Source organism: Massilia sp. MS-15 (assembly GCF_020176695.1).
In the GTDB taxonomy this organism is placed as follows: domain Bacteria; phylum Pseudomonadota; class Gammaproteobacteria; order Burkholderiales; family Burkholderiaceae_D; genus Telluria; species Telluria hydrophila.
On sequence record NZ_JAIWIA010000034.1, the window covers coordinates 29,182 to 54,518 of the forward strand.

At 66.5% G+C, this 25,337-nt stretch carries 27 protein-coding genes and 1 pseudogene; 16 read left to right on the top strand and 12 right to left on the bottom strand.

Features of this window, described 5'->3' with window-relative positions; translation table 11 throughout:
• Positions 1–55: 55 nt before the first annotated feature.
• Complete coding sequence (locus LCI23_RS13710) at positions 56–250, top strand: hypothetical protein (protein ID WP_224947008.1); 195 nt, start codon at positions 56–58, stop codon at positions 248–250.
• 531 nt (positions 251–781) lie between these two features.
• On the opposite strand, the gene LCI23_RS13715 is transcribed toward LCI23_RS13710, so the two are convergent.
• From LCI23_RS13715 to LCI23_RS13735, 5 genes are all read right to left on the bottom strand, one after another.
• Positions 782–1,333, bottom strand: coding sequence for a DUF1003 domain-containing protein (locus tag LCI23_RS13715; RefSeq protein ID WP_224947009.1), 552 nt, complete (start codon positions 1,331–1,333; stop codon positions 782–784).
• Positions 1,334–1,443: 110 nt separating this feature from the next.
• Positions 1,444–1,704 (bottom strand): YfhL family 4Fe-4S dicluster ferredoxin, encoded by a 261-nt coding sequence (locus tag LCI23_RS13720; RefSeq protein ID WP_224947010.1) that lies wholly within the window; start codon positions 1,702–1,704, stop codon positions 1,444–1,446.
• 44 nt (positions 1,705–1,748) lie between these two features.
• Positions 1,749–2,249: a pantetheine-phosphate adenylyltransferase gene (coaD, locus tag LCI23_RS13725; RefSeq protein WP_171087220.1), complete on the bottom strand. Its 501-nt coding sequence runs from the start codon at positions 2,247–2,249 to the stop codon at positions 1,749–1,751.
• A 132-nt stretch (positions 2,250–2,381) separates the two neighbouring features.
• Positions 2,382–3,011 carry a 16S rRNA (guanine(966)-N(2))-methyltransferase RsmD gene (gene rsmD / locus LCI23_RS13730; RefSeq protein WP_224947011.1) on the bottom strand — a complete coding sequence of 210 codons (630 nt, stop codon included), beginning with the start codon at positions 3,009–3,011 and terminating at the stop codon, positions 2,382–2,384.
• A gap of 41 nt (positions 3,012–3,052) precedes the next feature.
• Positions 3,053–3,946 (bottom strand): DUF6279 family lipoprotein, encoded by an 894-nt coding sequence (locus LCI23_RS13735; RefSeq protein ID WP_224947012.1) that lies wholly within the window; start codon positions 3,944–3,946, stop codon positions 3,053–3,055.
• A gap of 25 nt (positions 3,947–3,971) precedes the next feature.
• On the opposite strand from LCI23_RS13735, the gene glmU reads away from it, so the two are divergent.
• On the top strand, positions 3,972–5,348 hold the full coding sequence (gene glmU / locus LCI23_RS13740; protein ID WP_224947013.1) for a bifunctional UDP-N-acetylglucosamine diphosphorylase/glucosamine-1-phosphate N-acetyltransferase GlmU: 1,377 nt from the start codon (positions 3,972–3,974) through the stop codon (positions 5,346–5,348).
• Positions 5,349–5,449: 101 nt separating this feature from the next.
• Here glmU and LCI23_RS13745 read toward each other — a convergent pair whose 3' ends face one another.
• Positions 5,450–5,920 (bottom strand): Lrp/AsnC family transcriptional regulator, encoded by a 471-nt coding sequence (locus tag LCI23_RS13745; RefSeq protein ID WP_224947014.1) that lies wholly within the window; start codon positions 5,918–5,920, stop codon positions 5,450–5,452.
• A 156-nt stretch (positions 5,921–6,076) separates the two neighbouring features.
• Between LCI23_RS13745 and glmS the strand changes: the two genes are divergently transcribed.
• Complete coding sequence (glmS, locus tag LCI23_RS13750; protein WP_224947015.1) at positions 6,077–7,906, top strand: glutamine--fructose-6-phosphate transaminase (isomerizing); 1,830 nt, start codon at positions 6,077–6,079, stop codon at positions 7,904–7,906.
• 36 nt (positions 7,907–7,942) lie between these two features.
• Here glmS and LCI23_RS13755 read toward each other — a convergent pair whose 3' ends face one another.
• Together LCI23_RS13755 and tssK are read right to left on the bottom strand one after the other, a co-directional pair.
• Positions 7,943–8,494 (bottom strand): hypothetical protein, encoded by a 552-nt coding sequence (locus tag LCI23_RS13755; RefSeq protein ID WP_224947016.1) that lies wholly within the window; start codon positions 8,492–8,494, stop codon positions 7,943–7,945.
• Between the two features lie 63 nt (positions 8,495–8,557).
• Positions 8,558–9,895: a type VI secretion system baseplate subunit TssK gene (gene tssK, locus LCI23_RS13760; protein WP_224947017.1), complete on the bottom strand. Its 1,338-nt coding sequence runs from the start codon at positions 9,893–9,895 to the stop codon at positions 8,558–8,560.
• 138 nt (positions 9,896–10,033) lie between these two features.
• Here tssK and tssE point away from each other — a divergent pair, with 138 nt between their 5' ends.
• From tssE to tssG, 3 genes are read left to right on the top strand one after another with little or no spacing between them, the layout of a single operon-like run.
• The gene (tssE, locus tag LCI23_RS13765; protein WP_224947018.1) at positions 10,034–10,558 is read left to right on the top strand and encodes a type VI secretion system baseplate subunit TssE; all 525 of its coding nucleotides are present in this window, start codon (positions 10,034–10,036) and stop codon (positions 10,556–10,558) included.
• 2 nt (positions 10,559–10,560) lie between these two features.
• A complete protein-coding gene (gene tssF, locus LCI23_RS13770; RefSeq protein WP_224947019.1) occupies positions 10,561–12,402 on the top strand; it encodes a type VI secretion system baseplate subunit TssF in 1,842 nt (613 codons plus the stop codon).
• Complete coding sequence (gene tssG / locus LCI23_RS13775; RefSeq protein ID WP_224947106.1) at positions 12,366–13,463, top strand: type VI secretion system baseplate subunit TssG; 1,098 nt, start codon at positions 12,366–12,368, stop codon at positions 13,461–13,463. Before tssF ends, tssG begins: the two co-directional genes overlap by 37 nt.
• Positions 13,464–13,472: 9 nt before the next feature.
• Here the strand turns inward: tssG and LCI23_RS13780 are convergent, their stop codons facing one another.
• On the bottom strand, positions 13,473–13,880 hold the full coding sequence (locus LCI23_RS13780; protein ID WP_224947020.1) for a DUF2750 domain-containing protein: 408 nt from the start codon (positions 13,878–13,880) through the stop codon (positions 13,473–13,475).
• Between the two features lie 171 nt (positions 13,881–14,051).
• Between LCI23_RS13780 and LCI23_RS13785 the strand changes: the two genes are divergently transcribed.
• Together LCI23_RS13785 and LCI23_RS13790 are read left to right on the top strand one after the other, a co-directional pair.
• Positions 14,052–14,369, top strand: coding sequence for a YnfA family protein (locus LCI23_RS13785; protein WP_224947107.1), 318 nt, complete (start codon positions 14,052–14,054; stop codon positions 14,367–14,369).
• A gap of 156 nt (positions 14,370–14,525) precedes the next feature.
• A pseudogene (locus LCI23_RS13790) lies at positions 14,526–16,775 on the top strand (PhoX family phosphatase).
• Between the two features lie 46 nt (positions 16,776–16,821).
• Here the strand turns inward: LCI23_RS13790 and LCI23_RS13795 are convergent.
• Positions 16,822–17,715, bottom strand: a complete 894-nt coding sequence (locus tag LCI23_RS13795) for a LysR family transcriptional regulator ArgP (protein ID WP_224947021.1) — start codon at positions 17,713–17,715, stop codon at positions 16,822–16,824.
• Between the two features lie 95 nt (positions 17,716–17,810).
• On the opposite strand from LCI23_RS13795, the gene LCI23_RS13800 reads away from it, so the two are divergent.
• The 3 genes from LCI23_RS13800 to LCI23_RS13810 all read left to right on the top strand — a co-directional run bounded on the left by LCI23_RS13800 (position 17,811) and on the right by LCI23_RS13810 (position 20,652).
• Positions 17,811–18,428 (top strand): LysE/ArgO family amino acid transporter, encoded by a 618-nt coding sequence (locus LCI23_RS13800; RefSeq protein ID WP_224947022.1) that lies wholly within the window; start codon positions 17,811–17,813, stop codon positions 18,426–18,428.
• A gap of 32 nt (positions 18,429–18,460) precedes the next feature.
• On the top strand, positions 18,461–19,543 hold the full coding sequence (locus LCI23_RS13805; RefSeq protein ID WP_307727735.1) for a nitronate monooxygenase: 1,083 nt from the start codon (positions 18,461–18,463) through the stop codon (positions 19,541–19,543).
• Between the two features lie 101 nt (positions 19,544–19,644).
• A complete protein-coding gene (locus LCI23_RS13810; protein ID WP_224947023.1) occupies positions 19,645–20,652 on the top strand; it encodes a zinc-binding alcohol dehydrogenase family protein in 1,008 nt (335 codons plus the stop codon).
• Positions 20,653–20,724: 72 nt separating this feature from the next.
• Here LCI23_RS13810 and LCI23_RS13815 read toward each other — a convergent pair whose 3' ends face one another.
• On the bottom strand, positions 20,725–21,201 hold the full coding sequence (locus tag LCI23_RS13815) for a GNAT family N-acetyltransferase (protein ID WP_224947024.1): 477 nt from the start codon (positions 21,199–21,201) through the stop codon (positions 20,725–20,727).
• Positions 21,202–21,305: 104 nt separating this feature from the next.
• Here LCI23_RS13815 and LCI23_RS13820 point away from each other — a divergent pair, with 104 nt between their 5' ends.
• From LCI23_RS13820 to LCI23_RS13840, 5 genes are read left to right on the top strand one after another with little or no spacing between them, the layout of a single operon-like run.
• Positions 21,306–21,872, top strand: a complete 567-nt coding sequence (locus LCI23_RS13820) for a histidine phosphatase family protein (RefSeq protein ID WP_224947025.1) — start codon at positions 21,306–21,308, stop codon at positions 21,870–21,872.
• 55 nt (positions 21,873–21,927) lie between these two features.
• Entirely contained in the window at positions 21,928–22,278 is a 351-nt protein-coding gene (locus LCI23_RS13825) for a DUF6152 family protein (RefSeq protein ID WP_224947026.1), read from the top strand.
• Complete coding sequence (locus LCI23_RS13830; protein ID WP_224947027.1) at positions 22,278–22,757, top strand: hypothetical protein; 480 nt, start codon at positions 22,278–22,280, stop codon at positions 22,755–22,757. Before LCI23_RS13825 ends, LCI23_RS13830 begins: the two co-directional genes overlap by 1 nt.
• A gap of 24 nt (positions 22,758–22,781) precedes the next feature.
• Positions 22,782–23,465 (top strand): SOS response-associated peptidase, encoded by a 684-nt coding sequence (locus LCI23_RS13835; RefSeq protein ID WP_224947028.1) that lies wholly within the window; start codon positions 22,782–22,784, stop codon positions 23,463–23,465.
• Between the two features lie 45 nt (positions 23,466–23,510).
• The gene (locus LCI23_RS13840; RefSeq protein ID WP_224947029.1) at positions 23,511–24,290 is read left to right on the top strand and encodes a glutaminyl-peptide cyclotransferase; all 780 of its coding nucleotides are present in this window, start codon (positions 23,511–23,513) and stop codon (positions 24,288–24,290) included.
• Between the two features lie 9 nt (positions 24,291–24,299).
• Here the strand turns inward: LCI23_RS13840 and LCI23_RS13845 are convergent, their stop codons facing one another.
• The gene (locus tag LCI23_RS13845) at positions 24,300–25,328 is read right to left on the bottom strand and encodes an NAD(P)-dependent alcohol dehydrogenase (protein ID WP_224947030.1); all 1,029 of its coding nucleotides are present in this window, start codon (positions 25,326–25,328) and stop codon (positions 24,300–24,302) included.
• Between the last annotated feature and the right edge of the window lie 9 nt (positions 25,329–25,337).

Consider the following 25,337-nt stretch of genomic DNA (forward strand, 5'->3'; position numbering starts at 1 on the left):
TGCATCGCACTATATTGTGCACAACTGAACATTTATCCACATCATGTCTACCGCAATGACGCTTCTCCAGACCGCCGGTGCCGCTGCCGCAGCCGTTCCCGTCGGTCAGGTCCTCCGTACCGCCACCGGCCTCGCGCTGCTGGGCGGCGTTGCCATGTTTTTCCGTCCGCTGCTCGTCGGTATTGGCCGCGCCGCGGTACTGACCGTGCGCCCACGCCTGCCGAAGACGCACCTGGTCAAGCGTTCCTGATTTCGTCTTTCTCCGTTTGACGCGGCCTCCGATCCGGACGCCGCGTTTTTTTACGTCCGTCTCCCGTCCCTCCCCTTACCGTCCCCGCCTGCGCCGGCGCATTCCGGCCATTTTCGCCGTCGTACCCCTGCCGCCGACCGTTCGTGGTCTGCCCGGCGGTGACTCTTCGTCACCCGGGTTTTCTCGGCACATTTATTTAACAAAATTCACGAAGAATTACACGGCGCCCTTCTTGGTGAGATTCCTGAGCAAGCCAAAAAGCGTGGAATGCATGAAATTAAGATCATCTTGCAAGGAGAAAATAGATGATGGGCGTATAGCCGTCTGCTTTCGATATCTTCGTCCCCCAACGCGTTTAAAATGACAATTGATGGAAATAGAAGTCATGAAGGACAAATATTGTATATAGATAGGCGCGGTTCAATACAATTCACGTTTCATCCATCGGTATTGATGAGTATTGGTTAATGTTGAGGCGAGAAGGCCTGTGGCCGTGCCATCGGGGGCATACGGGGGTCGTGCGCAGTCAAGCTATTTGCGCTCGCAGTTGAACTGCTCGGCCGACGCTTCGATGATGGAAAGGACGGCTTCGGTATCGGTCGGTGTCGATAGTTCTTCGGCCTCGGGGTCGACCTTGTTGTGGACGTTGGGCAGGTCGCGGCGGAGTTCTTCCAGCATGCGGATGATCTTGCTGTTTTTCTCCTCGGCCAGCAGGTTGACCTGCAGGTCGAGGTGGGAATGGTGGCTGGCGAGGGTAGACATGCGATTCTGGCGAATCAGCACGGTGGTGGAGATCACGAAGGCATTCAGGCCGATCATGCCCTGCAGCCAGAAGAAAGGCGGCTCGTCCCATTGGTCGAAGCCCAGTGCTGGCGCTGCCAGGTTCCAGACGATCCAGAGCACGACAAACACCAGGTTGCCCACGACATAGGCGGGGCTGCCAAGGAAGAGACTGAGCTTCTCGATGAGTCGTTGGGCCGGCGTCAGGTCTTCGTTGTGCCGCGCATAGAAGTCGGCCACCGTACCAAGGTGTTCCTGGAAAGCAGACGGGACGGCGTCCCTGCGGTCGTCAGGCGTATCCATGAAATCAGGATAGCACTGTCGATACAGGCGTTATGCGCGTGCGCGCACACAGGCGGGGCGCGCAGCCGGTCCGGGAAAAGAAAAAGCCGACTCGAAAGTCGGCTTTGGGGTCAGGCGTCTGCCTTGGCTGCGGTCAGGCGTTCGTATTTCGCCTGCAGCTGTTCGCGTGTTTCGCGCCAGTCCGGATTGATCGGAATGCACGCGACCGGGCACAGCACCGCGCAGGTCGGTTCTTCGAAATGGCCAACGCATTCGGTGCACTTGTGCGGGTCGATCTGGTAGAACTCGGCGCCCATCGAAATGGCGTCGTTCGGGCATTCGGGTTCGCAGACGTCGCAGTTGATGCAATCGTCGGTAATCATCAGTGCCATGGTATTGCTGGTTCCTTGCCGCTGTTTTTACTACACCAGGACGCTCAGGCTGCCGGCGCCGCTTTGATCGCCGCAATCTTTTTCTGCAGCCAGCGGTCCACCGAGGGGAAGACGAACTTCGAGACATCGCCGCCGAGCATCGCGATCTCGCGCACGATGGTGCCGGAGATGAACTGGTACTGGTCGGAGGGCGTCAGGAACAGGGTTTCGACATCCGGCAGCAGGTAGCGGTTCATGCCCGCCATCTGGAATTCGTATTCGAAGTCGGATACCGCGCGCAGTCCGCGCACGATCACCCGCGCATCGTGCTTGCGCACGAAATCCTTCAGCAGGCCGGAGAAACTTTCGACCTGCACGTTCGGATAATGGCCCAGCACTTCATTGGCGATTTCCAGGCGCTCGTCGAGCGAAAAGAAAGGTTTCTTGTTCTTGCTGTCGGCCACGCCGACTACCAGGCGGTCGAACAGGCCCGATGCACGGCGCACTAAGTCCTCGTGCCCGCGCGTGAGCGGATCGAAAGTACCTGGATAAACGGCTACAACCATTACGGCTCCCTTGGAGAATCACCCTGTCAGAACGCGCATTATGCCTGAAAATCCGGCAGCCGCCCGGGCGAGGGGCGGCTTTTGCCTCATTCTTGTGCAGTCGTTCACACCAGGCTGAGGCTGGTGCGCGCTTCAGCGCCGTTTCAGCAGGTAGTAATAGACCATGCCCGCCTTGTCGGCGCGGATGGCTTCCCAGTCGGCAAGCCATTCCGGCAGCGCTTCGCCCTCGAGCGGCAGGGGTTCGCCCGTTTCGGCATAGACCAGGCCGTCCTCGTTCAGGATGGCCGGGCACAGCGGCAAGACCTGGCTGAGCAGGCCCAGCTGGTAAGGCGGATCGAGGAAGATCACGTCGACACCTTGGCCACGCGCCGCCATGTCCTTGACCAGGGCCAGCGCATCGGCGCGCAGCACCTTGACCTTGCTTGCCTTGAGCTTGTCGCGGTTGGCTTCCAGCTGGCGCGCCGCGGCGCCGTGGCTGTCCACCATGGTGACGGAGGCGGCGCCGCGGCTGGCCGCTTCGAAGCCGAGCGCGCCGGAGCCGGCGAACAGGTCAAGGAAGCTGGCATGGGAAAAATCGCCGCCGAGCTGGTGACGGATCCAGTTGAATACGGTTTCACGCACGCGGTCCGGCGTGGGGCGCAGGCCTTCGGCGTCGAGGACTGGCAGCAGGGCGCGCTTCCAGGCGCCACCGATGATGCGCACCTGGCGCGGCGCCAGGCGCGGGGCGCCATGGGAACGGGGTTGGGAGGACTTCTTGTGCATGGGCGGCACTATAGCATGCTGCCGGAGGGTCCTTTTCCGCGCTATTTACCTGCCGCCAGCGCCTGGAAATCCTTGATCCAGCCCTGCATGCGATCGTGCGCATGTTTCTTTTGCGCCGGGGTGGCGATGCGGATCGCGGTCAGGATGAACCTGGTCGTGTGGTCGATGCCGGCGTCGTAGAAGGCCTTGCGCTCGGGCGAGTCGATGCGGCCAAAGAGCTCGCGCTGCATGGCCACGATCTGGGCCGATGCCTGTTCGCGGTTCGGCTTTTCCTTCTCAAACTTGCGCAGCAGGGCGAGGATGCGGCGCTGGCGCCAGACCCGCTCTTCCAGCCAGGCTTCGTTGTCGAGCGGGCGCGCATCCAGGGTCTTGCGCAGGATGTCTTCCTGCTCCCTGTTGAAATTGCCGAACCACAGTTCGAGCTGGCTCATGGCCTTCTTGAAACGGGCGCGCTGGCGTTTTTCGGTGCTGCCCTCGATGAACTTGCGGCGATAATCCTGGTTCTTCGAGACGAACTTGCGCTCGATATCGGCGATCTGATCCGGTTTGATGGAGAGTGCGAGGGTGGTCATCTCCGGCACGGCATGGCCGGCCAGGCGTTCGCCACGCAGGCGGATTTCTTTATATACAGTGACCAGGTCGGCCTGGGTCGGATTACCGGCCAGCTGGCGCTGCATATTGCCGAGCAGCGCCGCATAGTCGCGCAGCTGGGTCTGGCGGTGCCACTGGAACAGTTTGTCGATGTCGCGCTTGGCGATATCGGCCTGCTCGCCTTCCAGGTCGGCGTACGAATCGAGCCACCAGTACAGCAGGGTATCGCCCTGGTTGTAGGTAAAACGCACCGAGCTGCAGCCCGCCACGAAGACGGCCAGTACCAGCAGGCAGAGCGCAAGCGTGCGCCGGAAGAAGGTGTCTGGCGTGTTAAAATTTTTCATATTTTCAACTTTTTTAGGACGGCTTATGAACGTTGTGATCCTCGCCGCTGGCATGGGCAAGCGCATGCAGTCTGCGCTGCCAAAAGTCTTGCATCCATTGGCTGGGAAACCGCTGTTGCGGCACGTAATCGATACCGCCCGGAGCCTATCGCCGAGTAAATTATGCGTGATTTACGGGCATGGCGGCGCAGCGGTGCCGGAGATGCTCGCGCAACTGGCACGCGATACCGGCACGGCGATCGATACCGCCCTGCAGCAGCCGCAACTGGGCACCGGTCACGCCGTGATGCAGGCCTTGCCGCAGCTGGACGACAGCGCGCCGACCCTGGTGCTGTACGGCGACGTGCCGCTGACCACCGCCGACTCGCTCGCCCGCCTGGTCGAGGCCGCCGGAACGGACAAGCTCGCCATCCTGACGGTGGAACAGGCCAATCCCTTCGGCCTGGGCCGCATCGTGCGTGAAAACGGCCAGATCGTGCGCATCGTCGAGGAAAAGGATGCGAACGAAGCCGAACGCGCGATCCGCGAGATCAACAGCGGCATCATGTGCATTCCCACCGCCCACCTCAAGAAGTGGCTGGCGGCCCTGTCGAACAACAATGCCCAGGGAGAATACTACCTGACCGACATCGTGGCCCAGGCCGTGCTTGATGACGTGCCCGTGGTATCGGCCCAGCCTTCGGCCGAGTGGGAAGTGGCTGGCGTCAACAGCAAGGTGCAACTGGCCGAGCTCGAGCGCCGCCATCAGCTGAACATCGCCAATGCGCTGCTGGAAAAGGGCGTGACCTTGATGGATCCGGCCCGCATCGACGTGCGCGGCGAACTCATCTGCGGCCGCGATGTCGTGATCGACGTTGGCTGCGTGTTCGAAGGCCGGGTGGAACTGGCGGACGGCGTGACGGTCGGCCCGCACTGCGTGCTGGTGAACGCGAAGATCGGCGCCGGCGCCCAGGTCAAGCCCTTCTGCCATATCGAGGATGCCGTGGTCGGCGACCAGTCGCAGATCGGCCCCTACGCGCGCCTGCGCCCGGGTACCGAGCTGGGCGAAGACGTCCATGTGGGTAACTTTGTCGAGATCAAGAACAGCCAGGTCGCCGCGCACAGCAAGGCCAACCACCTGGCCTACGTGGGCGATGCCACCGTCGGATCGCGCGTCAACATCGGCGCCGGCACGATTACCTGCAATTACGACGGCGCCAACAAGTTCCGTACCGTGATCGAGGACGATGCCTTCATCGGCAGCGACAGCCAGCTGGTGGCGCCGGTCACCGTCGGCAAGGGCGCGACCCTGGGAGCGGGCACGACACTGACCAAGGATGCGCCGGCGGGCAAACTGACCATCTCGCGTCCGAAGCAGATGACGATCGAAGGATGGGCGCGTCCGGTGAAGGCGAAGAAGTAATCCACCGGCTATCGACAGGCTAATAACAGGAAAACCACAGGATATTCATCCGCTTTTCCCGTGGTTTTCCGGGCTTCTTCCACAGCCTTGTCCACAGGCTGCTACACCGCGATCCGGGTATCGAACTTGGCGCGGTGGGTGGAAAAATAGGCTTTGACGTTACGCACATTGGCGTGCGCCGTGAACAGGCGGTGGGCCAGCGTGTGGTAGGCCGGCATGTCGGCCACCTGCACGATCAGCACGAAATCCGGCCCGGGCGAGACGCGGTAGCACTGCATCACCGCCGCTTCCTGCTGCGCCAGGGCTTCGAACTCATGCATGCGCTCGGCCGCCTGCACGTCGAGCGTGATCTCGACGATGGCGGTGAGGCGCGCGCCCACCTTGGCGGGATCGACGATCGCCACCTGGCGTTCGATCACCCCGCTGTCGCTCAGCTGCTTGACACGGCGCGAGCAGGTCGGTGGCGAGACGTGGACCAGTTCGGCCAGTTCGGTGTTGGTGTGCGAGGCATCCGTCTGCAATGTATTCAGGATGCGACGGTCGAGCTCATCCAGATTGATTGGTTCTGACATCGTTGAAATAAAATGAATAAAATATCCTTAATTTGAAAGGATATTTCGTGGTTTCCTATTGATGAAATAATCTAACAAAAATAGCGGGAAACTGAAAGCTTATTTCATACGAGTTGCTCTACGATAGCCTTCATTGTCAATTTTGAAGAGGCCATCATGTGCGGTATCGTCGGAGCAGTCGCCAAGCGCAACATCACCCCAGTCCTGATCGAGGGCCTGAAACGCCTCGAGTACCGCGGTTATGATTCCTGTGGCGTCGCCGTCCACCTGGACGGACGCCTGACCCGTTCGCGCAGCACCTCGCGCGTGGCCGACCTCGAGTCGCAGGTGCGCGAAGCGCGCCTGGATGGTTTCACCGGCATCGCCCACACCCGCTGGGCTACCCACGGCGCACCGGCCTCGCACAATGCCCACCCGCACTTCTCGCCGACCGAAGACAATGCCCGCATCGCACTTGTCCACAACGGCATCATCGAGAACCACGACGAGCTGCGCCGCGAGTTGAGCGAACTCGGCTACAACTTCACGAGCCAGACCGACACCGAGGTGATCGCCCACCTGGTCGACCACATGTACAACGGCGACCTGTTCGACACCGTCCAGCAGGCCGTCAAGCGCCTGCACGGCGCCTATGCGATCGCCGTGTTCTCGCGCGAAGAACCGCACCGCGTCGTGGCCGCCCGCCAGGGTTCGCCGCTGATCGTCGGCGTGGGCGAAAACGAGAACTTCGTCGCCTCCGACGCGATGGCCCTGGCCGGCACCACCAACCAGATCATCTACCTGGAAGAAGGCGACGTGGTCGACCTGCAGCTGGCGCGCTACTGGATCGTCGATGCCGAAGGCCGCCAGGTCGAACGCGAAGTCAAGACCGTGCACGCCCATACCGGCGCGGCCGAGCTGGGCCCGTACCGTCACTACATGCAGAAGGAAATCTTCGAACAGCCGCGCGTCATCGGCGACACCCTGGAAGGCGTGACCGGCATCATGCCGGAACTGTTCGGCGACAACGCCAACCGCGTGTTCAAGGAAATCGATCGCGTGCTGATCCTGGCCTGCGGCACCAGCTACTACGCCGGCCTGACCGCGAAATACTGGATCGAATCCGTCGCCAAGCTGCCCGTCAACGTCGAAATCGCCAGCGAATACCGCTACCGCGACAGCGTGCCGCATCCGCAGACCCTGGTCGTGACCATTTCGCAAAGCGGAGAAACCGCCGACACCCTGGCCGCGCTGAAGCACGCGCGCAGCCTCGGCATGCCGCATACGCTGACGATCTGTAACGTCGCCACCAGCGCCATGGTGCGCGAATGCAAGCTGGCCTACATCACCCGCGCCGGCGTCGAAGTCGGCGTCGCCTCGACCAAGGCATTCACCACCCAGCTCGCCGCCCTGTTCCTGCTGACCCTGACCCTGGCGCAGGTGAACGGCCGCCTGACGGACGAGCAGGAAGCCGGGCACCTCAAGATGATGCGCCACCTGCCGGTGGCCCTGGGTTCGGTGCTGGCGCTGGAACCGCAGATCATGGCCTGGGCCGAGGAGTTCGCACGCAAGGAAAACGCCCTGTTCCTGGGCCGCGGCATGCACTACCCGATCGCCCTCGAAGGCGCGCTGAAGCTGAAGGAAATCTCGTACATCCACGCCGAAGCCTATCCGGCGGGCGAGCTCAAGCACGGCCCGCTGGCGCTGGTGACCGAGGAGATGCCGGTCGTGACCATCGCGCCGAACGATGCGCTGCTGGAAAAGCTGAAGTCGAACATGCAGGAAGTGCGCGCGCGCGGCGGCCAGCTGTACGTCTTCGCCGACGTCGACTCGCGCATCACCTCGGGCGACGGTCTGCACGTGATTCGCCTGCCGGAGCACTATGGCGCACTGTCGCCGATCCTGCACGTGGCCGCGCTGCAGCTGCTGGCCTATCACACCGCGCTGGCGCGTGGCACCGATGTGGACAAGCCGCGTAACCTGGCCAAATCGGTGACGGTGGAGTAAGTGCGGGACTAGTCTTCAGGCCTCATCAGGCCGAAGTCAGGCTTTATACCGTAACGCAGCCCACATGCGCCACCTTCGTGGCCATGTGGGCTGTTCATACTGAACTACCTCGATTTCCGGCGCATTCGACGTGTAACCGGCAAACAGAACTTGCAAGCGATAGCGCGCGGGCCGCAGTGGCAGCCTGACGTAATCGCGCACATTGAAACTGAAAAAATTGCGCATGGCCTGGGGCGAAGCAGGATCGACCGGATCGGCGCGCACTTGCGGAACAAGCGGTTCGCCCCCCTGCCGGAACATGTCTGCGCGGGATTCTTCCCCGGACTCCAGATCGGTGAACACCAGCACCTTGGGCCCTGGATGGCGGTAGGTGTCGCTGACGTTGACAAGATAAAAGCCGCGGACAGGGATGTCGAAGCGGGCATGAGGTTCCGTCCCGTCCGGCAGGACCAGCCGCGCCGGTGGCCGCACGATGACCCCACGCCATGAAACGCCCGGTTCCGGTGGCGACCCGTGCGACGCTTCGCCCGTCTCCTGCGTCGCCCGCCCAGGCAAGCCATCCTTGCTCGTGGTTCCCGCTTGCTTCATGACCGTTTTCCCAGAAAAGATCTGGCGTCAGGACAGGGCGGCGCTCCAGTCAGGACCGGCCCCTCACGCCGCCACCGCCAGCAGCTCCAGCCGCAATTCCGACATGCCCGCCGGAACATAAATCGAGATCGACTGCGCCTTGAGCATGCGCTCGTACATCGGCCCCTTCGCTTCCAGCACGAAGTAGCAGGTTTCGGGCCGCACCGGCACCGCGGGCGGCAGCTGCGGCGCATACTGCAGGCGCACCCCGGGCAGCGCCGACAGCACGAATTTCTCGACGTCGTCCGGCGCCCCCACCTTGAAGCGCAGCGGCACCAGCTCCACCAGTTCCAGCGCCGGCAGCGCGGCCGAGACCGCAATATAGAAGGTGGTGCGCTCGTCGATCTTGCCGGAGTCGAGCGCGCCGATATGGTAGGAAGGCCGCACTTCGTTGAGCGCGATGGCGAAGTACTTGGACGAGATCACGGTGTCGAGCAGTTCACGGATGATGGCGTGCAGCTTGCCGAACGCCGGTCCCGGGTCGCCATGCTGGTAGGGCGGCAGGTCGCCCAGGCTCCAGCTTTTCGAATACGTCATCAGCCCGCCCGCCAGGGTGAGCAGCTGCTGGTACAGGCGTTCCGGATGCAGGGACGGATGGTGGAAATAGTGGATCAAGCCGGCATAGGCCGAACTGGCCGTGTGCAGCAGCCAGAACGAAGCCATGTCGCCGGAGCGGAATTCCACCACGTTGCGGCTCGGCTCGCGCTGGTGGCCATACAGCGCCGCCGTCTTGGCCTGCAGCGCGTCGAGCAGGCGCCGCAGCTGCTGGAACAGCACCGGCACCGCCCCCACCGACAGCATCGGCGGCAGGAAGCCATCGTCCAGCTCGAAGCCGGTCGAGGCGCGCCGCAGCCGCAGCAGCGGAAAGTTGACATAGGCGTCGCGCGGCTCGGCCTCCGACACCAGGCGCACCGCCTTGTTCAGGTAGGCCAGCTGCACCGGTGCAGCTTCCGTATACAGGTCGGGCGTGTCCTGGTTGGCCTGCACGAAGCGCGCCATGCTGCTGGCCTGGCCGGGCGGCGCGAAATTGCTGTGGTAGGGCTTCATGCCGGGCAGGGCGATGTGATAGGTGATGCTTTGCTGCGAAGGCGGCAGCAGGCTCAGGTCCACCGGTTCCGGCAGCGCGTCGACTTCCGGCGCCTCGACCAGTTCCCCGTCCTGGAAGCGCACCGCCAGCGCCAGCAGCCGCAGCATGCCGCTGGCCAGCGCCTCGCGGTCGACCTGCAGGGTCTCGACACCCCAGGCATACGGGTGCACCGCGCGGACGCTTTTATGCAGGCGCTGCTCGTGGTAATGGTCCTGCCGCTGGAAATGCTGGGGGCGCAGTAACAGGCCTTCGCCCCAGAGAATCTTGCTGCTCATGTCTTCCTCACGTTCGGTCGAAATGGGAACAACGCTTCAGGACCATAACAATTGGAAAGGGTTGCGCATGTGAACTTGCTCAAACCTTGGCGCTGCCCGGCGTGGCAACATCGGCTTTTGTATTCGGGAAAGACGCCGATGAAGGGATACACGCCAGGCTTGTTCGACCGCCTGCTGGGCGCGCCGCAGCGCGGCGCCACCGGCGCCCCGGGCACGTCGCTGGCGCGCCAGCTGCCGCAGCGCCTGACGATCGAAGAACTGAAGGAAGCGGTGGCGCGCGACCTGGAAGCCCTGCTCAACACGCGCGCCAGCCTGGCGGAAGAAACGCTGAAGGATTTTCCCCTGTGTTCCCGCTCGCTGGTGGCGTATGGCTTGCGCGATTTCGCCGACCGCTGCCTGTCCAGCCCGCTCGAGCGCGCCGCGATCTGCGCCAGCATCGAGAAGACCATCGCCAGCCACGAGCCGCGCCTGCGCAAGGCCAGCGCCAGTTTCGTCCAGGGCCGCGGCGCGGTGAACCGCCTGAACTTCTCGATCACGGCCCTGCTGGTGGCCAGCATGTCGGAAGAGCCGGTCAGCTTCGATGCCGTGCTGACGCCCTCGAACCTGCAGTACAGCGTCAGCCGTGCCGGCAAGGGGCCGCGTCCGGTGCCGGCGGGAGGGTGAGCATGGAACAGATGCTGCCGTACTACGAAAGCGAGCTGGCCTACCTGCGGCGCAGCCTGCGCGAATTCGCCGAACGCTATCCGCGCATCGCCGGCCGCCTGCTGCTGGCCGGCGAGACCTGCGAAGACCCGCACACCGAGCGCATGATCGAGGCCTTCGCGCTGCTCAATGCGCGCATCGCCAAGCGCCTCGACGACGACTATCCGGAATTCACCGAGGCCCTGTTCGAAGTGCTGTATCCGCATTACCTGCGGCCCTTCCCTTCGTGCTCGATCGCGCGCATCGGTGCCGATGGCGAGTCCGGCCAGGACGGCGCCGGCGCGGTCGCCCGCGGCACCCTGCTGAATACGCGCCCGGTCCGCGGCGCGGCCTGCAGCTTTCGCACCGTGTATCCGGTGGCGGCGGCGCCGCTGGCGCTGGCCGGCGCCGGTTTTTGCGCCGTGATCGACGCGCCCGAAGCCGTACGCCTGCCGGGCAACGCCAGCGCCAGCATCAGCCTGGAATTCGCCTGGAGTGCAAGCCAGGAGCGCGCAAGCCGCGCCGGCCCGGGCAGGCTGCGCCTGTTCCTCGACGGCGAACCCTCGTTCTGCGCGGCGCTGCGCGATACCCTGTTCATGCGCAGCGTCGCCGCCTATGTCGAGGCCGACCAGGGCGGGATCTGGCGCGCACTGCCGGCGATTCCCGTGCACCCGGCCGGCTTTGGCGAAGACGAAGCCCTGATCGACTTCCCGGCGCGCTCGCATGCCGCCTACCGCCTGCTGACCGAATACTTCTGCTATCCCGAGAAGTTCAACTTCATCGACATCGACCTCGATGCGCTGGCCGCGCACGCGCCGGCCGGCGCGCACAAACTGACCCTGCACCTGGCCTTGTCCGGCCCGCGCGCCGACTCGAACCTGGCGCGCATGCTCGGCGCCCTGTCCGCGAACAACCTGCTGGCGGGCTGCACGCCGGTGATCAACCTGTTCCGCCAGCGCGGCGAACCGGTGCGCGTCACGCATACCAGCGCCAGCTATCCGGTGCTGGCCGATGCGCGCCGCGCCTACGCCTACGAGGTGTATGCGATCGAGTCGCTGCACCTGGTGCGCCAGACGCCGCAGGGCGAGACGCTGGTGCGCTTTCGTCCCTTCTACGCCCTGAAGCACGCCCAGACCCCGGAGGACGCCGGCCACTACTACACGATCCGGCGCGACGAAACCCTGCGCGACACCAGTCCGGGGTACGAGACCCAGGTCGCGATCGTCGACATCGACTTCGATCCGGGCCAGGTGGAAACCGATACCCTCAACATCGAACTCACCTGCACCAACCGCGATCTGCCCGCCCTGCTCTCCTACGGCCAGGCGGGCGGCGACCTGTTCCTGGAAGGCGGTTCGAATTCGCGCACCGTGTCTTTCCTGCGCAAGCCGAGCGCCTCCTGCCGCTTCGCGCGCGGGCGCGGCGCCCACTGGCGCCTGGTCTCGCACCTGGCGCTGAACCACCTGTCGCTGGCCGAAGGCGGGGTCGATGCCTTCCGCGAGATGCTGACCCTGTACGACCTGCCGCGCTCGCCGTCCACGCAGCGCCAGATCGGCGGCATCAGGACGATCGCGCAGCGTCCCACCACCGCCTGGCTGGCCGGGAACCCGTTTACCTGCATGGTGCGCGGCGTCGAAGTACGCCTCGGCATCGACGAGGAAGCCTTCGTCGGCAGCGGCATCCACGCCTTTGCCCAGGTGATCGAACGCTTCCTGGCCCTGTACGTGCATGCCAACAGCTTCACCCAGCTGGTGATCGTGTCGGCCCATACCGGAGAAGCGCTATTGACCTGCCAGCCCCGCAGCGGCGAATTGAGCCTGCTGTAATCGAACGCCTGTTCCGCGAGCCCTACCGCTTCGAGTATTTCCAGGCGGTGCGCATGCTGGAACTGTGGCTGCGCCGGCGTGGCCAGCCGGCGCGCGGCCTGCTGCCGCGCTACCTGCGCTTCCAGAACTCGCTGTCGCTGTCCTTCCCGGCCAGCGAGCTCGAAACCATCGGGGCCGAACCGCGCGCGCTGGCCACGCAGCCGGCCCTGGCCACGGCCCTGGCCGCGGCGCTGGCGGACGGCAGCCTGAAGCAGCTACGGCTGACGCCGACCTTCATGGGCCTGCTGGGCTGCCACGGCGTGCTGCCGCTGCACTACACCGAGCGCATCGCCGAACAGCTGGCCCTCGACAAGGGAGAAGCCGAAGCCGAGGGCGCGCGCGCCTTCCTCGACTGCTTCTCGAGCCGCTCGCTGGTGCTGTTTTACGAGGCCTGGCGCAAGTACCGGCTGGCGCTGCAGTATCAGCGCGACGGCCACGATCCTTTCCTGCCCCTGCTCCTGAGCCTGGCCGGCCTGGGCAATGGCGCGCTGCGGCGGCGCCTGGTGGGCAGCGCGCAGGGCGCGGTGCTGGACGAGTCGATCGCCTACTTTGCCGCCTCGGTGCGGCACCGGCCGGTGTCGAGCGTGCAACTGGCGCGCGTGCTGTCGGAATACTTCGGCCAGCCGGTGCGCGCCGAGCAGTTCGTCGGCCGCTGGTACGACGTGCCGCCCGGCCAGCAGAGCGTGCTGGGCAGCGTCCATCCGGTGCTGGGCGCCGGCGCGCTGGCGGGCGTGCGCATCTGGCAGCGCGACCTGCGCCTGCGCCTGGTGGTGGGACCGCTGGACCGCGCCAGCTTCGACCGCTTCTTGCCCGGCGGCCTGGCGGCGCGCGCGCTGCGCAGCATGCTGGTGATGTTCACCGGCCAGACCCTCGAATACGAAGTGAACCTGGTGCTGCGGGCGGCCGACGTGCGCAATGCCTGCCTGGAAGGCGGCGCGGCGCGGCTGGGCTGGGATGCCTACCTGGCCGAGGGCGAACAGGAACACGACCGGCACGACGTGCGCTACGAGCTCCGGCTATAGGGCCGCGGGCTAGTGCTCGCCCAGCGCGCGTTCCAGGTCCACCCGCAGCATGTAGGCGGTCGGCGTCAGCCCGCGGTCGCCGGGGGTGTAGAAGATGCCGGGCAGGACGCCGTCTTCTTCCAGCTGGGGCAGCAGGTCGCCCATCAGCTCATCGAGCGCGAAGGCTTGCGGCTCGTAGCCATCCCACTCGTATTCGGCGCACAGGTCGGCGAACTCGCTGGCCGGCCACATGGCGAACACCAGGGTACCGTCGTCGGTCCTGGCCAGCGCCCAGCCGTCGCGGTACAGGCCCCAGACTTCGCCGCTGCGCGCCACCTGCTGCACGAAGCGCGTGTAGCGCTGCTGGGCGGACAGGGTGACCACGTCCGCCAGCTGCTGCGCGCCCAGCTTGATTGCCGAAAGTGTCCGCTCGCTCAAGGTATCCGCCGCCAGAATGATTGTGCCGCCAAGGATACGCCGGAACGCGGATCGGTGGCGCAGGCGCGCATGCCCTCCATTCCCACCCTGTCGCGCCGGGCTGGGGATAAGATGGCGCTTTTCCACAGCCCGCGCGATCCGATGTTTCCCGACCTGTTTTCCTTCGGCCGCATGGCCGGCCTGTTCTTCGTGACCGCCATCGCCGAGCTGCTCGGCTGCTACCTGCCGCTGCTGTGGCTGACCGGGAAGGGCAGCGCCTGGCTGCTGCTGCCGGCCGCGCTCAGCCTGGCCGTCTTCGTCTGGCTCCTGACCCTGCACCCGGCAGCCAGCGGCCGCGTGTATGCCGCCTACGGCGCGGTGTACATCGCCACGGCGCTGGCCTGGCTGTGGGTGGTCGACGGCATCAGGCCGGGCTGGACCGACTATGCCGGCGTGGCGCTGGCGCTGGCCGGTGCCGCCTGCATCGCTTTTGGGCAGCGCCAGGCTTGAGCTGGCCGGGCAGTCGGAGCAAGGAGCCAGCCTGGCCAGCCTGGCCAGCAACGCCTGCATGACGCCCGGCCGCGCCGGCCTGCTCATGCGCGTCACAGGCCAGTCATGTTGGCTTCGTACCATGCACGGACCTTCTTAACCATCCAGAGGATCCCCGTGAACAAGCCGACCGACTTCGCCCGCATCCCTGTCGACCACGACGACATCGATACGAACGTCTCGTCGAACGAACATTTCAGTACCGTGCTGGAAGCCCGCCTGAGCCGCCGCAGCCTGCTGCGCGGTGGCGCCGCCGGCGCCGCTTCCGCCCTGCTCGGCGCCATCGGCCTGAGCGGCTGCGGCGGCTCGGACGGCGCCAGCGCGCCGGCCGGACCCGTCGCGAACATACCGCCGGCCGACAGGCTGCTTGGCTTCAGCGCCGTCTCCAAGAGCCTGGCGGATACGGTGCTGGTCCCGGCCGGCTAGACCGCATCGGTCCTGTATGCGCTGGGCGACCCGCTCACCGCCACCACCCCCGCCTACAGGAACGACGGTACCGATACCGACATGGAAAACCGCGCCGGCGACCACCACGACGGCATGGAATTCTTCCCGCTCTCGAGCACCGGCAGCGCGTCCACCACGGCCAACGACCGCGGCCTGCTGGCGATGAACCACGAAGCCACCACCGACGAGAAGCTGTCCTCGTTCTTCGTGCACGCCAACGGCGGCACCATGAGCCTGCCCCGTCCGGCCGCCGAGGTGGACAAGGAAATGGCGCTGCATGGCCTGTCCGTGGTCGAGGTGCGCCGGAACGGCGGCAAGTGGGAATACCTGAAGGACTCCGGCTTCAACCGCCGTGTCCACCAGCAGACCGATGTCGAGCTCTCGGGTCCGGTGCGCGGCAATGCGCTGGTGATCACCAGATATTCGACCGGCGGCACCAGGATCCGCGGCACCCTGAACAACTGCGGCACCGGCAAGACCCCGTGGAACACCTACCTGTCGGGCGAAGAGAACTGGGCGGGCTACTTCACCCGCGCCGCCACGGACGACGCCGCGCGCGGCGACAAGAGCGTGGTTTCGCTCAAGCGCTATGGCCGCGACCAGGGCGCCAGCTCGCGCCACGGCTGGGAAACTGGCGGCCGGGACGACAAATACCAGCGCTGGAACATCAGCAAGACCGGGGCGTCAAACGATGGCAGCGACGACTACCGCAACGAAATGAACGGCATGGGCTACATCGTCGAGATGGACGCCTACGACAAGACCAGGCCGATCAAGAAGCGCACCGCGCTGGGCCGCTATGCCCACGAAAGCGCCGCCTTCGGCAAGGTGGTCGTGGGCCAGCCGCTGGCCGTGTACATGGGCGACGACTCGCGCAACGAGTACATTTTCAAGTACGTGTCGAATGCCGTCTGGTCGGCCGCCGACGCCGCCCCGGCGGACCGCATCGCCACCGGCGACAAGTACCTCGACAGCGGCAGGCTGTACGTCGCGAAATTCGCCGCCGACGGCACTGGCCAGTGGATCGAGCTGTCGATCGCCAACCCCTTGATTGCTGCCTACGCCGGCTACAAGTTCGCCGACCAGGCCGACGTGCTGGTGAATGCCCGCCTGGCCGGCGACGCCGTCGGCGCGACCAGGATGGACCGTCCGGAATGGTGCTCGGTGCATCCGACCACCGGCGAGGTCTACTTCTCGCTGACCAACAACAGCAACCGCCGCGCCGAGCCGAGCGGATCGAGCCAGGCCGCACCGGACGCCGCCAACCCGCGCGCGTATACCGACATGAAGGGGACCAGCACGCAGCAGGGCAACGTGAACGGCCACATCATCCGCGTCAGGGAAGGCACGGCAGGTGCGGCCGCGACGGGCTTCACCTGGGACGTCTACCTGTTCGGCGCCGAAGCCGGCGCCGCCGCCGCCAGCGTGAACCTGTCCGGCCTCACCGCCGACCAGGACTTCTCGAGCCCGGACGGCCTGGCCTTCAGCACCGCCACCGGCATCTGCTGGATCCAGACCGACGACGGCGCGTATACCGACGTCACCAACTGCATGATGCTGGCCGGCGTGCCGGGCCAGGTGGGCGACGGCAGGAAGCTCACCCTGAACTACCCGCGCGCCAACGGCGGCACCCTGAGCGTGGACACCTATGTCGGCAAGGCCGCCACGCCCGACACGCTCAAGCGCTTCCTGGTCGGCCCGGTGGGCAGCGAGATCACCGGCATCGCCGAGACTCCGGACGGCAAGGCGTTGTTCGTGAACATCCAGCACCCGGGCGAGAATACCGCATCAAGCAACGTCGGCGACCCGGCCAGGTACACCAGCCAGTGGCCAAGCAATGCCGGCTACGGCGCCGGCAAGCGTCCGCGCTCGGCGACCATCGTCATCACCAAGAACGATGGCGGCAGGATCGGTACCTGATCGTTGACGTCGGTCCTGGCGCTCGCGCCAGGACCGCGCCCATGTCCTAGGTCATGGGCAGCAGCACTTCGCGCGCGGCCCGGATCAGGGCCGCACCCATGCGTTCGAGGCGCGGCGGCTGGATGCGCCAGGCGTGCCAGTACAGGGGCACGTCCACGTGCAGGCCGGGCGCCAGGTCCACCATGCTGCCGTCGCGCAGCATGGCTTCGCACTGCTCCAGCGGCAGCAGGCCATAGCCCATGCCCTGGCGGATCGCTCGCGCGAACGGGTCGCTGGCCGGCACATAGTGAAAAGGATACGACCCCTCCGGCAGCCCGAAGTGTTTCAGCAGGAAGGCCGACTGCAGCGAGTCCTTGCGGTCGAACACGATCACCGGCGCCCGCCGCGCGCTCTCGCGCTGGAACCCGTCGGCGAACCACTGCCTGGCGAAGCCGCACGAGGCCACCATCCGGTAGCGCATCTGGCCGAGCGGGCTCGCCGTGCAGCCGTGCATCGGCGCCGCCTCGCCCGACACGCAGGCCACCACGCGCCCCTGTTCCAGCAAGGCGAAGGTATGGCCCTGGTTGTCGAGCACGAATTCGACCAGCAGTTCTTCGCTCGCCAGGGCCGGTGCCAGCACCGGCAGCAGCCAGGTGGCCAGCGTGTCGTTGTTGACCGCCAGCGTCACGCGTACCGGGCCTTCGTCCATGCCCATCTCGGCCAGGAACTCGGACTCCAGCAGCGTGCTGCGGCGCAGGAACTGCAGCAAACGCGTGCCCGGGCCGGTCGGACGGCAGGGACGGCTGCGCACCAGCAGCGGCGTGCCGAAGTCCTGCTCCAGCGCCGAGATGCGCTGCGAGACGGCCGAGGGACTGATCGACAGCTGGGCGGCGGCCGCTTCCAGGCTGCCGGTGTCGACGGCGGCAATGAATGCAGCGCTGCGGCGGGGATCGATCTGCATTGGATCAGTTTTGCTTAAGCAAGTTTAGAAAACATGAATATATTTGAATTATCGCTGTGCGTCCGCGAGCATGGGGTCTTTCTTGGAGAAGCATCATGTTTTCGCAACAGGTTTTCCTGCAGGGGCTGGGCCTGGGCGCCAGCCTCATCATGGCCATCGGCGCGCAGAATGCGCACGTGATCCGCACCGGCGTGCGCGGCCAGTACGTGCTGGCCACGGTTGCCACCTGCATCGTCGTCGACGTGGCGCTGATCGCGCTCGGCATCACGGGGCTGGGCGTGCTGGTGGAAGCCTCGCCCACCCTGATGGCGGTGGCGCGCTACGGCGGCGCCGCCTTCCTCGTGTGGTATGGCTGGCGCTGCTTCAGAAGCAGCCTGCGAGGCGGCGCGTCGCTGGCACTGCCGGCCGAGGCGAACACCCTGACGCTGGGCCGGGCGCTGGCCACGGTCCTGGCGCTGTCGCTGCTCAATCCGCACGTCTACCTCGACACCGTGGTGCTGCTCGGCGCGGTGGGCAGCAGCCTTGGCGGCGACGCCCGTCCCTCGTTCGCGCTGGGGGCGATGACCGCATCGGTGCTGTGGTTCTCCCTGCTCGGTCTCGGCGCGCGGCGTTTTGCCTCCGTGCTCGGCCGTCCGTCGGTGTGGCGCGCGATCGAAGCCTTGACCGGCTCGCTGATGCTGGTGCTGGCCTGCCTGCTCGTGCGCGCAGCGTAAGCGCCCCGCTGTGGCTATACTCATGACTGGACTTGACCAAGGAAGCCGCCATCATGCGCCACGACCTGTTGTCGACACTGGACATCCGCTATCCCATCATCCAGGCCCCGATGGCGGGCGTCTCGACCCCGGCGCTGGCCATCGCCGTCTCGGAAGTCGGCGCACTGGGCTCGGTCGCCGTCGGCACCTCGACCGTGCAGCAGGCGCGCGCGGCGATCGGGGCTGTGCGCGAGAAGACCAGCCGGCCGTTCAACGTCAACGTGTTCACCCATCGGCCCGCGCAGGCCGACCCGGCGCGCGAGGCCGCCTGGCTGGACTGGCTGCGGCCGCACTTCGAACGATTCGGCGCCTGCCCGCCCGCCGCGCTGGGCGAGATCTACCGCAGCTTCCTGGACGACGAGCCGATGTTCGAGCTGCTGCTGGAACTGCGCCCGGCCGTGGTCAGTTTTCACTTCGGCCTGCCGCCGCAGGACAGGATCGACGCGCTGAAGGCGGCCGGCATCGTGCTGTTTACCACCGCGACCTCGCTCGACGAAGCGCTGAGGATCGAGGCGGCCGGCATCGACGCCATCGTCGCCCAGGGCATCGAGGCCGGCGGACACCGCGGCATGTTCGACCCCGCCGCGCCCGATCCCGCGCTTCCCGCCTTCGCGCTGCTGGAACAGTTGCGCGGCAAGGTGTCGCTGCCGCTGATCGCCGCCGGCGGCATCATGCATGGTGCACACATCCGTAGCGCGCTCCACCACGGCGCCAGCGCGGTCCAGATGGGCAGCGCCTTCATCGCCTGCCCGGAGTCGATGGCCACGGCGCACCACCGCGCGCTGATCGCCCGCGGCGCGGCGCTGCGCACCGAGCTCACCGCCGCCATCTCGGGCCGGCCGGCACGCGGCATCGTCAACAGGATGTTCACCGAGGTCGGCGCGGCCGGCCATCCGCCGCTGCCGGACTACCCGATCGCCTACGACGCCGCCAAGGCCCTGCATGCGGCGGCCTGCGCGGAGGGCAGCCAGGATTACTCGGTCAACTGGGGCGGCACCAATGTGGGCCAGGCACGCGCCATGCCGGCGGGTGAACTGGTGGCCATGCTGGCGGACGAGATGAACGCAGCGGCCTAGAGGGCGCGCGCCAATGGGCGGCAGCGCTCTTCAGCCGCATTGTTCCGTACCGGGCCGCCCAGGAAACGGGCGCCCCGATCAACACTTACCGGAGATTCAACATGAAAGCAGTGGTGTATACCCAGCACGGCCTGCCCATCGCCGACCCCCGTTCGCTGCAGGAGACCGAATTGCCGATGCCGCTGGCCGGCCCTCACGACCTGCTGGTCGAAGTGCGCGCCGTCTCGGTCAATCCGGTGGACACCAAGATCCGCCTCGGTGTGCCAGTCACCGAACCGCGCGTGCTCGGCTGGGATGCGAGCGGCATCGTGCGCGCGGTCGGCAGCAATGTCAGCCTGTTCAAGGAAGGCGACGAAGTGTTCTATGCCGGTTCGCTGCTGCGCCCCGGTGCGAACAGCGAATTCCACGCAGTCGACGAGCGCATCGTCGGCCATAAACCCGCCACGCTCGACTTCGCCCAGTCGGCCGCCCTGCCCCTGACCGCGATCACGGCCTGGGAACTGCTGTTCGACCGGCTCCGGATCGCCGAAGGCGGCGGCAGCGGCAAGTCGCTGCTGGTGATCGGCGCGGCCGGCGGCGTCGGCTCGATCCTGCTCCAGCTGGCACGCAAGCTCACCGCCCTGACCGTGATCGGCACCGCCTCGCGCGAGGCAACGCGCAACTGGGTGCGCGAACTGGGCGCCCACCACGTCATCGACCACACGCAGCCGCTGCGCGCGCAGCTCGAAGCGCTTGGTTTTCCGGCGGTGGACATCGTCATCAGCCTGACCCATACCGAACAGCACTATGACGCCATTGTCGACGTGCTGGCGCCGCAGGGCCAGTTCGCCCTGATCGACGACCCGGCCACGCTCGATGCCGTGCCGCTCAAGCGCAAGTCGATCTCGCTGCATTGGGAACTGATGTTCACGCGCTCGATGTTCGAGACGCCCGACATGATCAAGCAGCACAAGCTGCTGAACCTGGTCGCGCAGATGGTCGACGAAGGCAGCCTGCGCACCACCCTGGGCGAGCACTTCGGCAGCATCTCGGCCGAGAACCTGCGCCGCGCGCATGCGCTGATCGAGAGCGGCCGCGCGGTCGGCAAGATCGTGCTCGAACATGCTTGATTTTTACCGGCAGCCCCGCGCGAGCGGCCTGGCCAGCGTGGTGCTGGCCAGTTTCGGCTGCCGTTCGTCCTGCTAGGGGCAGGGAAGCATCTTTTCCATGAACACCGACGCCAGCGCGACGCCACTACGGTGCGGATAGGTGTCGCGCCGCAGCGCCACATAGCCGGCGCGCTCGTAGAACGGCAAGGCGTTGAGCGAGGCCGACAGGAACAGGCGGCGCAGGCCGTGTTGCGCCGCCATGGCATCGAGCGCCGCCAGCAGCCGGCGCCCAATGCCGCGTCCCCCGTGCGCGGGGTCGACGAAGGCGGCGTCCAGCTCGCCCGTGCCCAGGTCCAGGATCGCATAGCCGAGCATCTTGCCATCCTCTTCCACCAGCAGGCCGCCGCCTGCCGCCAGCAGGGCCGCCATCCGGTCGGGAGGGCCGGCGGCGCACCAGGCGTCGAGGATGTCCGGGGCATAGTGCGAGGCGCAGCCGATGCGGATGGCACGGGTACGCAGGGCCCACAGGGCGGGGATGTCGGCAGCGAAGGCCTGGCGCTGGATCGGCATGGGAGTCGGGCAGGAGAAAAGCCCCAGCTTATCCGCCTGCCGTGCGCGCGTCCATGCCGCGCCGGCGGGATAATCGTGCGCAGGCCGATTCCTTGGAGACAGGCATGCAGCGACGACGCTTTCTGGCCACCAGTGCCGCCCTGGCGGCCAGCCCCCTGGCGCTGGGCGACGAGGCGCTGTGGCAGGGCCTGCGCGCTGGCGGCTACGTGCTGCTGGTCCGCCACGCGGCCACCGATCCCGGCATTGGCGATCCGTCCGGTTTCCGGCTTGGCGTGTGCGGTACCCAGCGCAACCTGTCGGAAGCGGGCCGGCGCCAGGCCCGCGCGCTCGGCGCGGCCTTGCGCAGCCGCGGCGTTCCCACCGGACCTGTGTTGTCGAGCCGCTGGTGCCGCTGCCTCGACACCGCCCGTCTCGCTTTCGGCCGGGTGGAACCGGCCCCGATGCTCGATTCCATGTTCCGCGACAGCCACGCCGCTGTGCGTGCCAAGCAGGGCGAGGTACTGGCCCGGGTCGGCCGGCATCGCGAGCGCTCCAACCTGGTGCTGGTGACGCACGACGTCAACATCCGCGCCCTGGCCGGAGAATACGTGGCCCCCGGCGGGATCGTGGTGGCGCGGCCCGGCCCCGGCCGGCTCGACGTGGTGGGCCAGCTGCCGGTTTCCGGCGATTGACGCGGCAGGGCGCAGGCGTAGAATCGGGCTGCCCTTTCCTTGCATGGAGGCTCCCATGAAACGCGTGCTTGTTCCTGCTGCACTGTCTGCTGCCCTGCTGGCCACTTCCGCTCTTGCCCACCATGGCTGGAGCGAATACGACGCCGACAAACCGCTCACCCTGTCCGGCACCATCGCCGAATCGGGCTACCTGCAGCCGCACGGCTTCGTGCGCCTGAAGACGGCCGACAAGACCTGGCTGGTGGTGCTGGCGCCGCCCGGACGCATGGAAAACCGCGGCCTGCCGAAGGCCCGGCTGGCGGCCGGGGGCAATGCCACGGTGGTCGGCTATCCGCACCGCAGCAAGCCGGACGAGCTGCGCGCCGAACGCATTACCATCCAGGACCAGACCACGGAGCTGCGCTGATGCCGCTGCAGGACGCGGCCAGCGTTGCCGCGTCCCTGCCCCTGGCCCGCGCCTTGCGCGAGCACGCCTGGCTGTATCCGGCCGTCGAGACGCTGCATATCCTCGGCTTCGTGGTGCTGGTGGGCGCGGTCGCGATGTTCGACCTGCGCGTGCTCGGCTTCGGACGCCAGCTGCCGGTCAGGGCGCTGGCGCGCCACCTGCTGCCCTGGTCGGCCGGCAGCATGCTCCTGGTGCTGCCCACCGGCCTGCTGCTGTTCCTGGCCGATCCGCCGGCGCTGCTTGCTAACCGCATCTTCCTGCTCAAGCTGGGACTGATCCTGGCGGCCGGCCTGAATGCGCTGGCCTTCCATGCCGGCCCGTATCGCCGGGCCGATGCCTGGCCGCGGCGGGCGCCGGTACGCGCCCTGCTGCACGCCCTGCTCTCGCTCGGCCTGTGGATCGCCGTGATCGCTTGCGGACGGCTGCTGGCATACTTCTAGCGCTTGCACTATGCTTGGCGGACCATGTGCGTCAACTACCACTCTCCCACCCGCGAACAGTTCGGCACCCTCGGCGCCTTCAGCGAGCTGCCGGCCGACTGGCGCTGGCCCGACGAAGTCTGGAAGGACTACAGCGCGCCGATCATCCGCCGCGGCAGCGACGGCAGCCCGTCGGCCTGCCTGGCCAGCTACGGCATGGTGCCGCGGCGCCACATCCCGCCCGGCGTGAAGCCCTTCGACACCATGAATGCCCGCGCCGAATCGCTGGGCGAGCGCCGCTCCTTCGCGCCGGCCTGGCGCCGCCTGCAGCTGTGCGCGGTGCCGATGGCCTGGTTCTACGAGCCCTGCTACGAAAGCGGACGCGCCGTGCGCCACGCGATCGGCATGCATGACGACAGCCCGTTCATGGTGGCCGGGTTGTGGCGCGAGTGGACGGAAACCGATGGCGGCGTCGCCTCCTCGTTCACCCAGATCACGATCAACGCGGACCAGCACCCGCTGATGGCGCGCATGCACAAGCCGGGGGACGAGAAGCGCTCGCTGGTCGTGATCGGGCCGGAAGAGCTGGACGACTGGCTGGCCTGCCGCGACGTGGAGACGGCGCGTAGCTTCCTGCGCCATTATCCGGCGCAGCGGATGAAGACCTGGGCTGCGCCGCAAACGGTGCACAAGGCGGCCGAGTCCTCGCCGAACCTGTCGCTGTTCTAGCCAGGCATGCCATGCCTGGCCGGTGATCGTGCTACAGTTTCCCTCATGCTGAAACCCATTGCCACCCTCGCCCTCGCTGCCGCTGCCGTTCCTGCCATCGCCACCGCCCAGGCGACGGTGCCGGTCTACGGCTTCGTGGTCAAGAACAGCTATCCGCACGACCCGAAGGCCTTCACCCAGGGCCTGTTCTTCCGCGATGGCCATCTGTACGAGACGACCGGCCGCAACGGCAGCTCGTGGCTGCGCAAGCTGGACCTGGCGAGCGGCAAGGTGCTGCAGCAGAAGGACATGCCGGCCGAGGTCTTCGGCGAAGGATCGACCCCGGTCGGCGGCGACATCCTCGCCCTCACCTGGACCTCGCAGACCGGCTACGTGTACGACCTGAAAACCTTCAGGCTCAAGCGCAGCTTCAGGTATGTCGGCGAAGGCTGGGGCCTGGCCAGCGATGCGAAGCAGGTCTACATGAGCGATGGCAGTTCCTTCATCCGCATCCTGGAACCGAAGACGCTGAAGGAAGTACGGCGTATCCAGGTGACCCATGCGGGCCGTCCGATCGCGCAGCTGAACGAACTCGAGATGGTCGAGGGCGAACTGTTCTCGAACGTATGGGGGTCGGACCTGATCATCCGGATCGACCCGGCATCGGGCAAGGTCAAGGGCGTGATCAACCTCGAGGGCCTGCTGCCGGCCGCCCAGCGCGGCACCCTCGATCCGGACGCGGTCCTGAACGGCATCGCCTGGGACAGCAAGGGCAAGCGCCTATTCGTCACCGGCAAGCTCTGGCCCAGGTTGTACGAGATCGAACTGGTGCCGCAGCAGCGTTGAGCGGCCCGCTCAGTTGTCCTGGCTGGTCACGTCGATCACCACCTTGCCGAAGTGCGAGCCCGATTCCATGTAGCGGTAGGCCTGCTGGGCCTGTGCGAACGGGAACACGCGGTCGATCACCGGCTTCAGGCCGCTGACGTCGGCAAAGCGCATCAGCGCTTCCAGCATGGCGCGGCTGCCCACGAAAATGCCGACCATGCGCTTGGCGCTGGACAGCAGCGAGGCCGGATTGACCTCGCCGCCGAAGCCGCTGACGCCGCCGATGATCGCCACCGTGCCGCCCATCGCCGCCGCCGCCACCGAGCGGTTGACCGTGCCCTTTCCGCCGACTTCGAGCACCACGTCCGCGCCGCGGCCCTGGGTCAGGGCCAGCACGTCCTCGTGCCATTCGGGGGTGGCCTGGTAGTTGATGGTGTGGTGGGCACCGAGGTCGCGGGCGCGCCGCAGCTTGTCTTCGCTCGAGGAGGTGATGATGGTGCGCAGGCCGGCGGCCCTGGCCAGCTGCAGGCCGAGCACCGAGACGCCGCCGGTCCCGAGCAGCAGCACGGTGTCGCCCGGCTTGGTCCCATTGCTGGAGACGAACAGCGCATTCCATGCGGTGACCCCGGCGCAAGGCAGCGTGGCGGCTTCGATGAAGCTCAGCGAGGCGGGAATCCTGGCCAGCGCATCCTCGTGCAGCACCACTTCCTCGGCCAGCATGCCGTCGATGTCGCCACCCAGCGCATGGCGGATTTTTTCCGGTGAAGTGCGCCCGTCCTGCCAGTAGGGGAAAAAGGAAGCGGCCACGCGGTCGCCGACCTGCACGCGCGTGACGCCCGGCCCGGTTTCCAGCACGTCGCCGGCGCCGTCCGAGCAGGGGATGATCGGATCGTCCACGTTGACGAGGTAGTTGCCGCTGGCGACCATCAGGTCGCGGTAGTTCAGCGACACCGCATGCACGCGGATGCGCACCTCGCCGTGGCCGAGCTGGCGGTCGGGGTAGTCGATGCACCGCAGGGCGTCGATGTTTGCGCCGGGAAGAATCTGGTAGGCCTTCATGGGGTTCTC

What these genes read in the sequence shown, in the direction of transcription:
- LCI23_RS13710 (WP_224947008.1), top strand. Translation starts at nt 56, where the DNA reads ATGACGCTTCTCCAGACCGCCGGTGCCGCTGCCGCAGCCGTTCCCGTC.
- LCI23_RS13715 (WP_224947009.1), bottom strand. Translation starts at nt 1,333, where the DNA reads ATGGATACGCCTGACGACCGCAGGGACGCCGTCCCGTCTGCTTTCCAG.
- LCI23_RS13720 (WP_224947010.1), bottom strand. Translation starts at nt 1,704, where the DNA reads ATGGCACTGATGATTACCGACGATTGCATCAACTGCGACGTCTGCGAA.
- coaD (WP_171087220.1), bottom strand. Translation starts at nt 2,249, where the DNA reads ATGGTTGTAGCCGTTTATCCAGGTACTTTCGATCCGCTCACGCGCGGG.
- rsmD (WP_224947011.1), bottom strand. Translation starts at nt 3,011, where the DNA reads ATGCACAAGAAGTCCTCCCAACCCCGTTCCCATGGCGCCCCGCGCCTG.
- LCI23_RS13735 (WP_224947012.1), bottom strand. Translation starts at nt 3,946, where the DNA reads ATGAAAAATTTTAACACGCCAGACACCTTCTTCCGGCGCACGCTTGCG.
- glmU (WP_224947013.1), top strand. Translation starts at nt 3,972, where the DNA reads ATGAACGTTGTGATCCTCGCCGCTGGCATGGGCAAGCGCATGCAGTCT.
- LCI23_RS13745 (WP_224947014.1), bottom strand. Translation starts at nt 5,920, where the DNA reads ATGTCAGAACCAATCAATCTGGATGAGCTCGACCGTCGCATCCTGAAT.
- glmS (WP_224947015.1), top strand. Translation starts at nt 6,077, where the DNA reads ATGTGCGGTATCGTCGGAGCAGTCGCCAAGCGCAACATCACCCCAGTC.
- LCI23_RS13755 (WP_224947016.1), bottom strand. Translation starts at nt 8,494, where the DNA reads ATGAAGCAAGCGGGAACCACGAGCAAGGATGGCTTGCCTGGGCGGGCG.
- tssK (WP_224947017.1), bottom strand. Translation starts at nt 9,895, where the DNA reads ATGAGCAGCAAGATTCTCTGGGGCGAAGGCCTGTTACTGCGCCCCCAG.
- tssE (WP_224947018.1), top strand. Translation starts at nt 10,034, where the DNA reads ATGAAGGGATACACGCCAGGCTTGTTCGACCGCCTGCTGGGCGCGCCG.
- tssF (WP_224947019.1), top strand. Translation starts at nt 10,561, where the DNA reads ATGGAACAGATGCTGCCGTACTACGAAAGCGAGCTGGCCTACCTGCGG.
- LCI23_RS13785 (WP_224947107.1), top strand. Translation starts at nt 14,052, where the DNA reads ATGGCCGGCCTGTTCTTCGTGACCGCCATCGCCGAGCTGCTCGGCTGC.
- LCI23_RS13795 (WP_224947021.1), bottom strand. Translation starts at nt 17,715, where the DNA reads ATGCAGATCGATCCCCGCCGCAGCGCTGCATTCATTGCCGCCGTCGAC.
- LCI23_RS13800 (WP_224947022.1), top strand. Translation starts at nt 17,811, where the DNA reads ATGTTTTCGCAACAGGTTTTCCTGCAGGGGCTGGGCCTGGGCGCCAGC.
- LCI23_RS13810 (WP_224947023.1), top strand. Translation starts at nt 19,645, where the DNA reads ATGAAAGCAGTGGTGTATACCCAGCACGGCCTGCCCATCGCCGACCCC.
- LCI23_RS13815 (WP_224947024.1), bottom strand. Translation starts at nt 21,201, where the DNA reads ATGCCGATCCAGCGCCAGGCCTTCGCTGCCGACATCCCCGCCCTGTGG.
- LCI23_RS13820 (WP_224947025.1), top strand. Translation starts at nt 21,306, where the DNA reads ATGCAGCGACGACGCTTTCTGGCCACCAGTGCCGCCCTGGCGGCCAGC.
- LCI23_RS13825 (WP_224947026.1), top strand. Translation starts at nt 21,928, where the DNA reads ATGAAACGCGTGCTTGTTCCTGCTGCACTGTCTGCTGCCCTGCTGGCC.
- LCI23_RS13830 (WP_224947027.1), top strand. Translation starts at nt 22,278, where the DNA reads ATGCCGCTGCAGGACGCGGCCAGCGTTGCCGCGTCCCTGCCCCTGGCC.
- LCI23_RS13835 (WP_224947028.1), top strand. Translation starts at nt 22,782, where the DNA reads ATGTGCGTCAACTACCACTCTCCCACCCGCGAACAGTTCGGCACCCTC.
- LCI23_RS13840 (WP_224947029.1), top strand. Translation starts at nt 23,511, where the DNA reads ATGCTGAAACCCATTGCCACCCTCGCCCTCGCTGCCGCTGCCGTTCCT.
- LCI23_RS13845 (WP_224947030.1), bottom strand. Translation starts at nt 25,328, where the DNA reads ATGAAGGCCTACCAGATTCTTCCCGGCGCAAACATCGACGCCCTGCGG.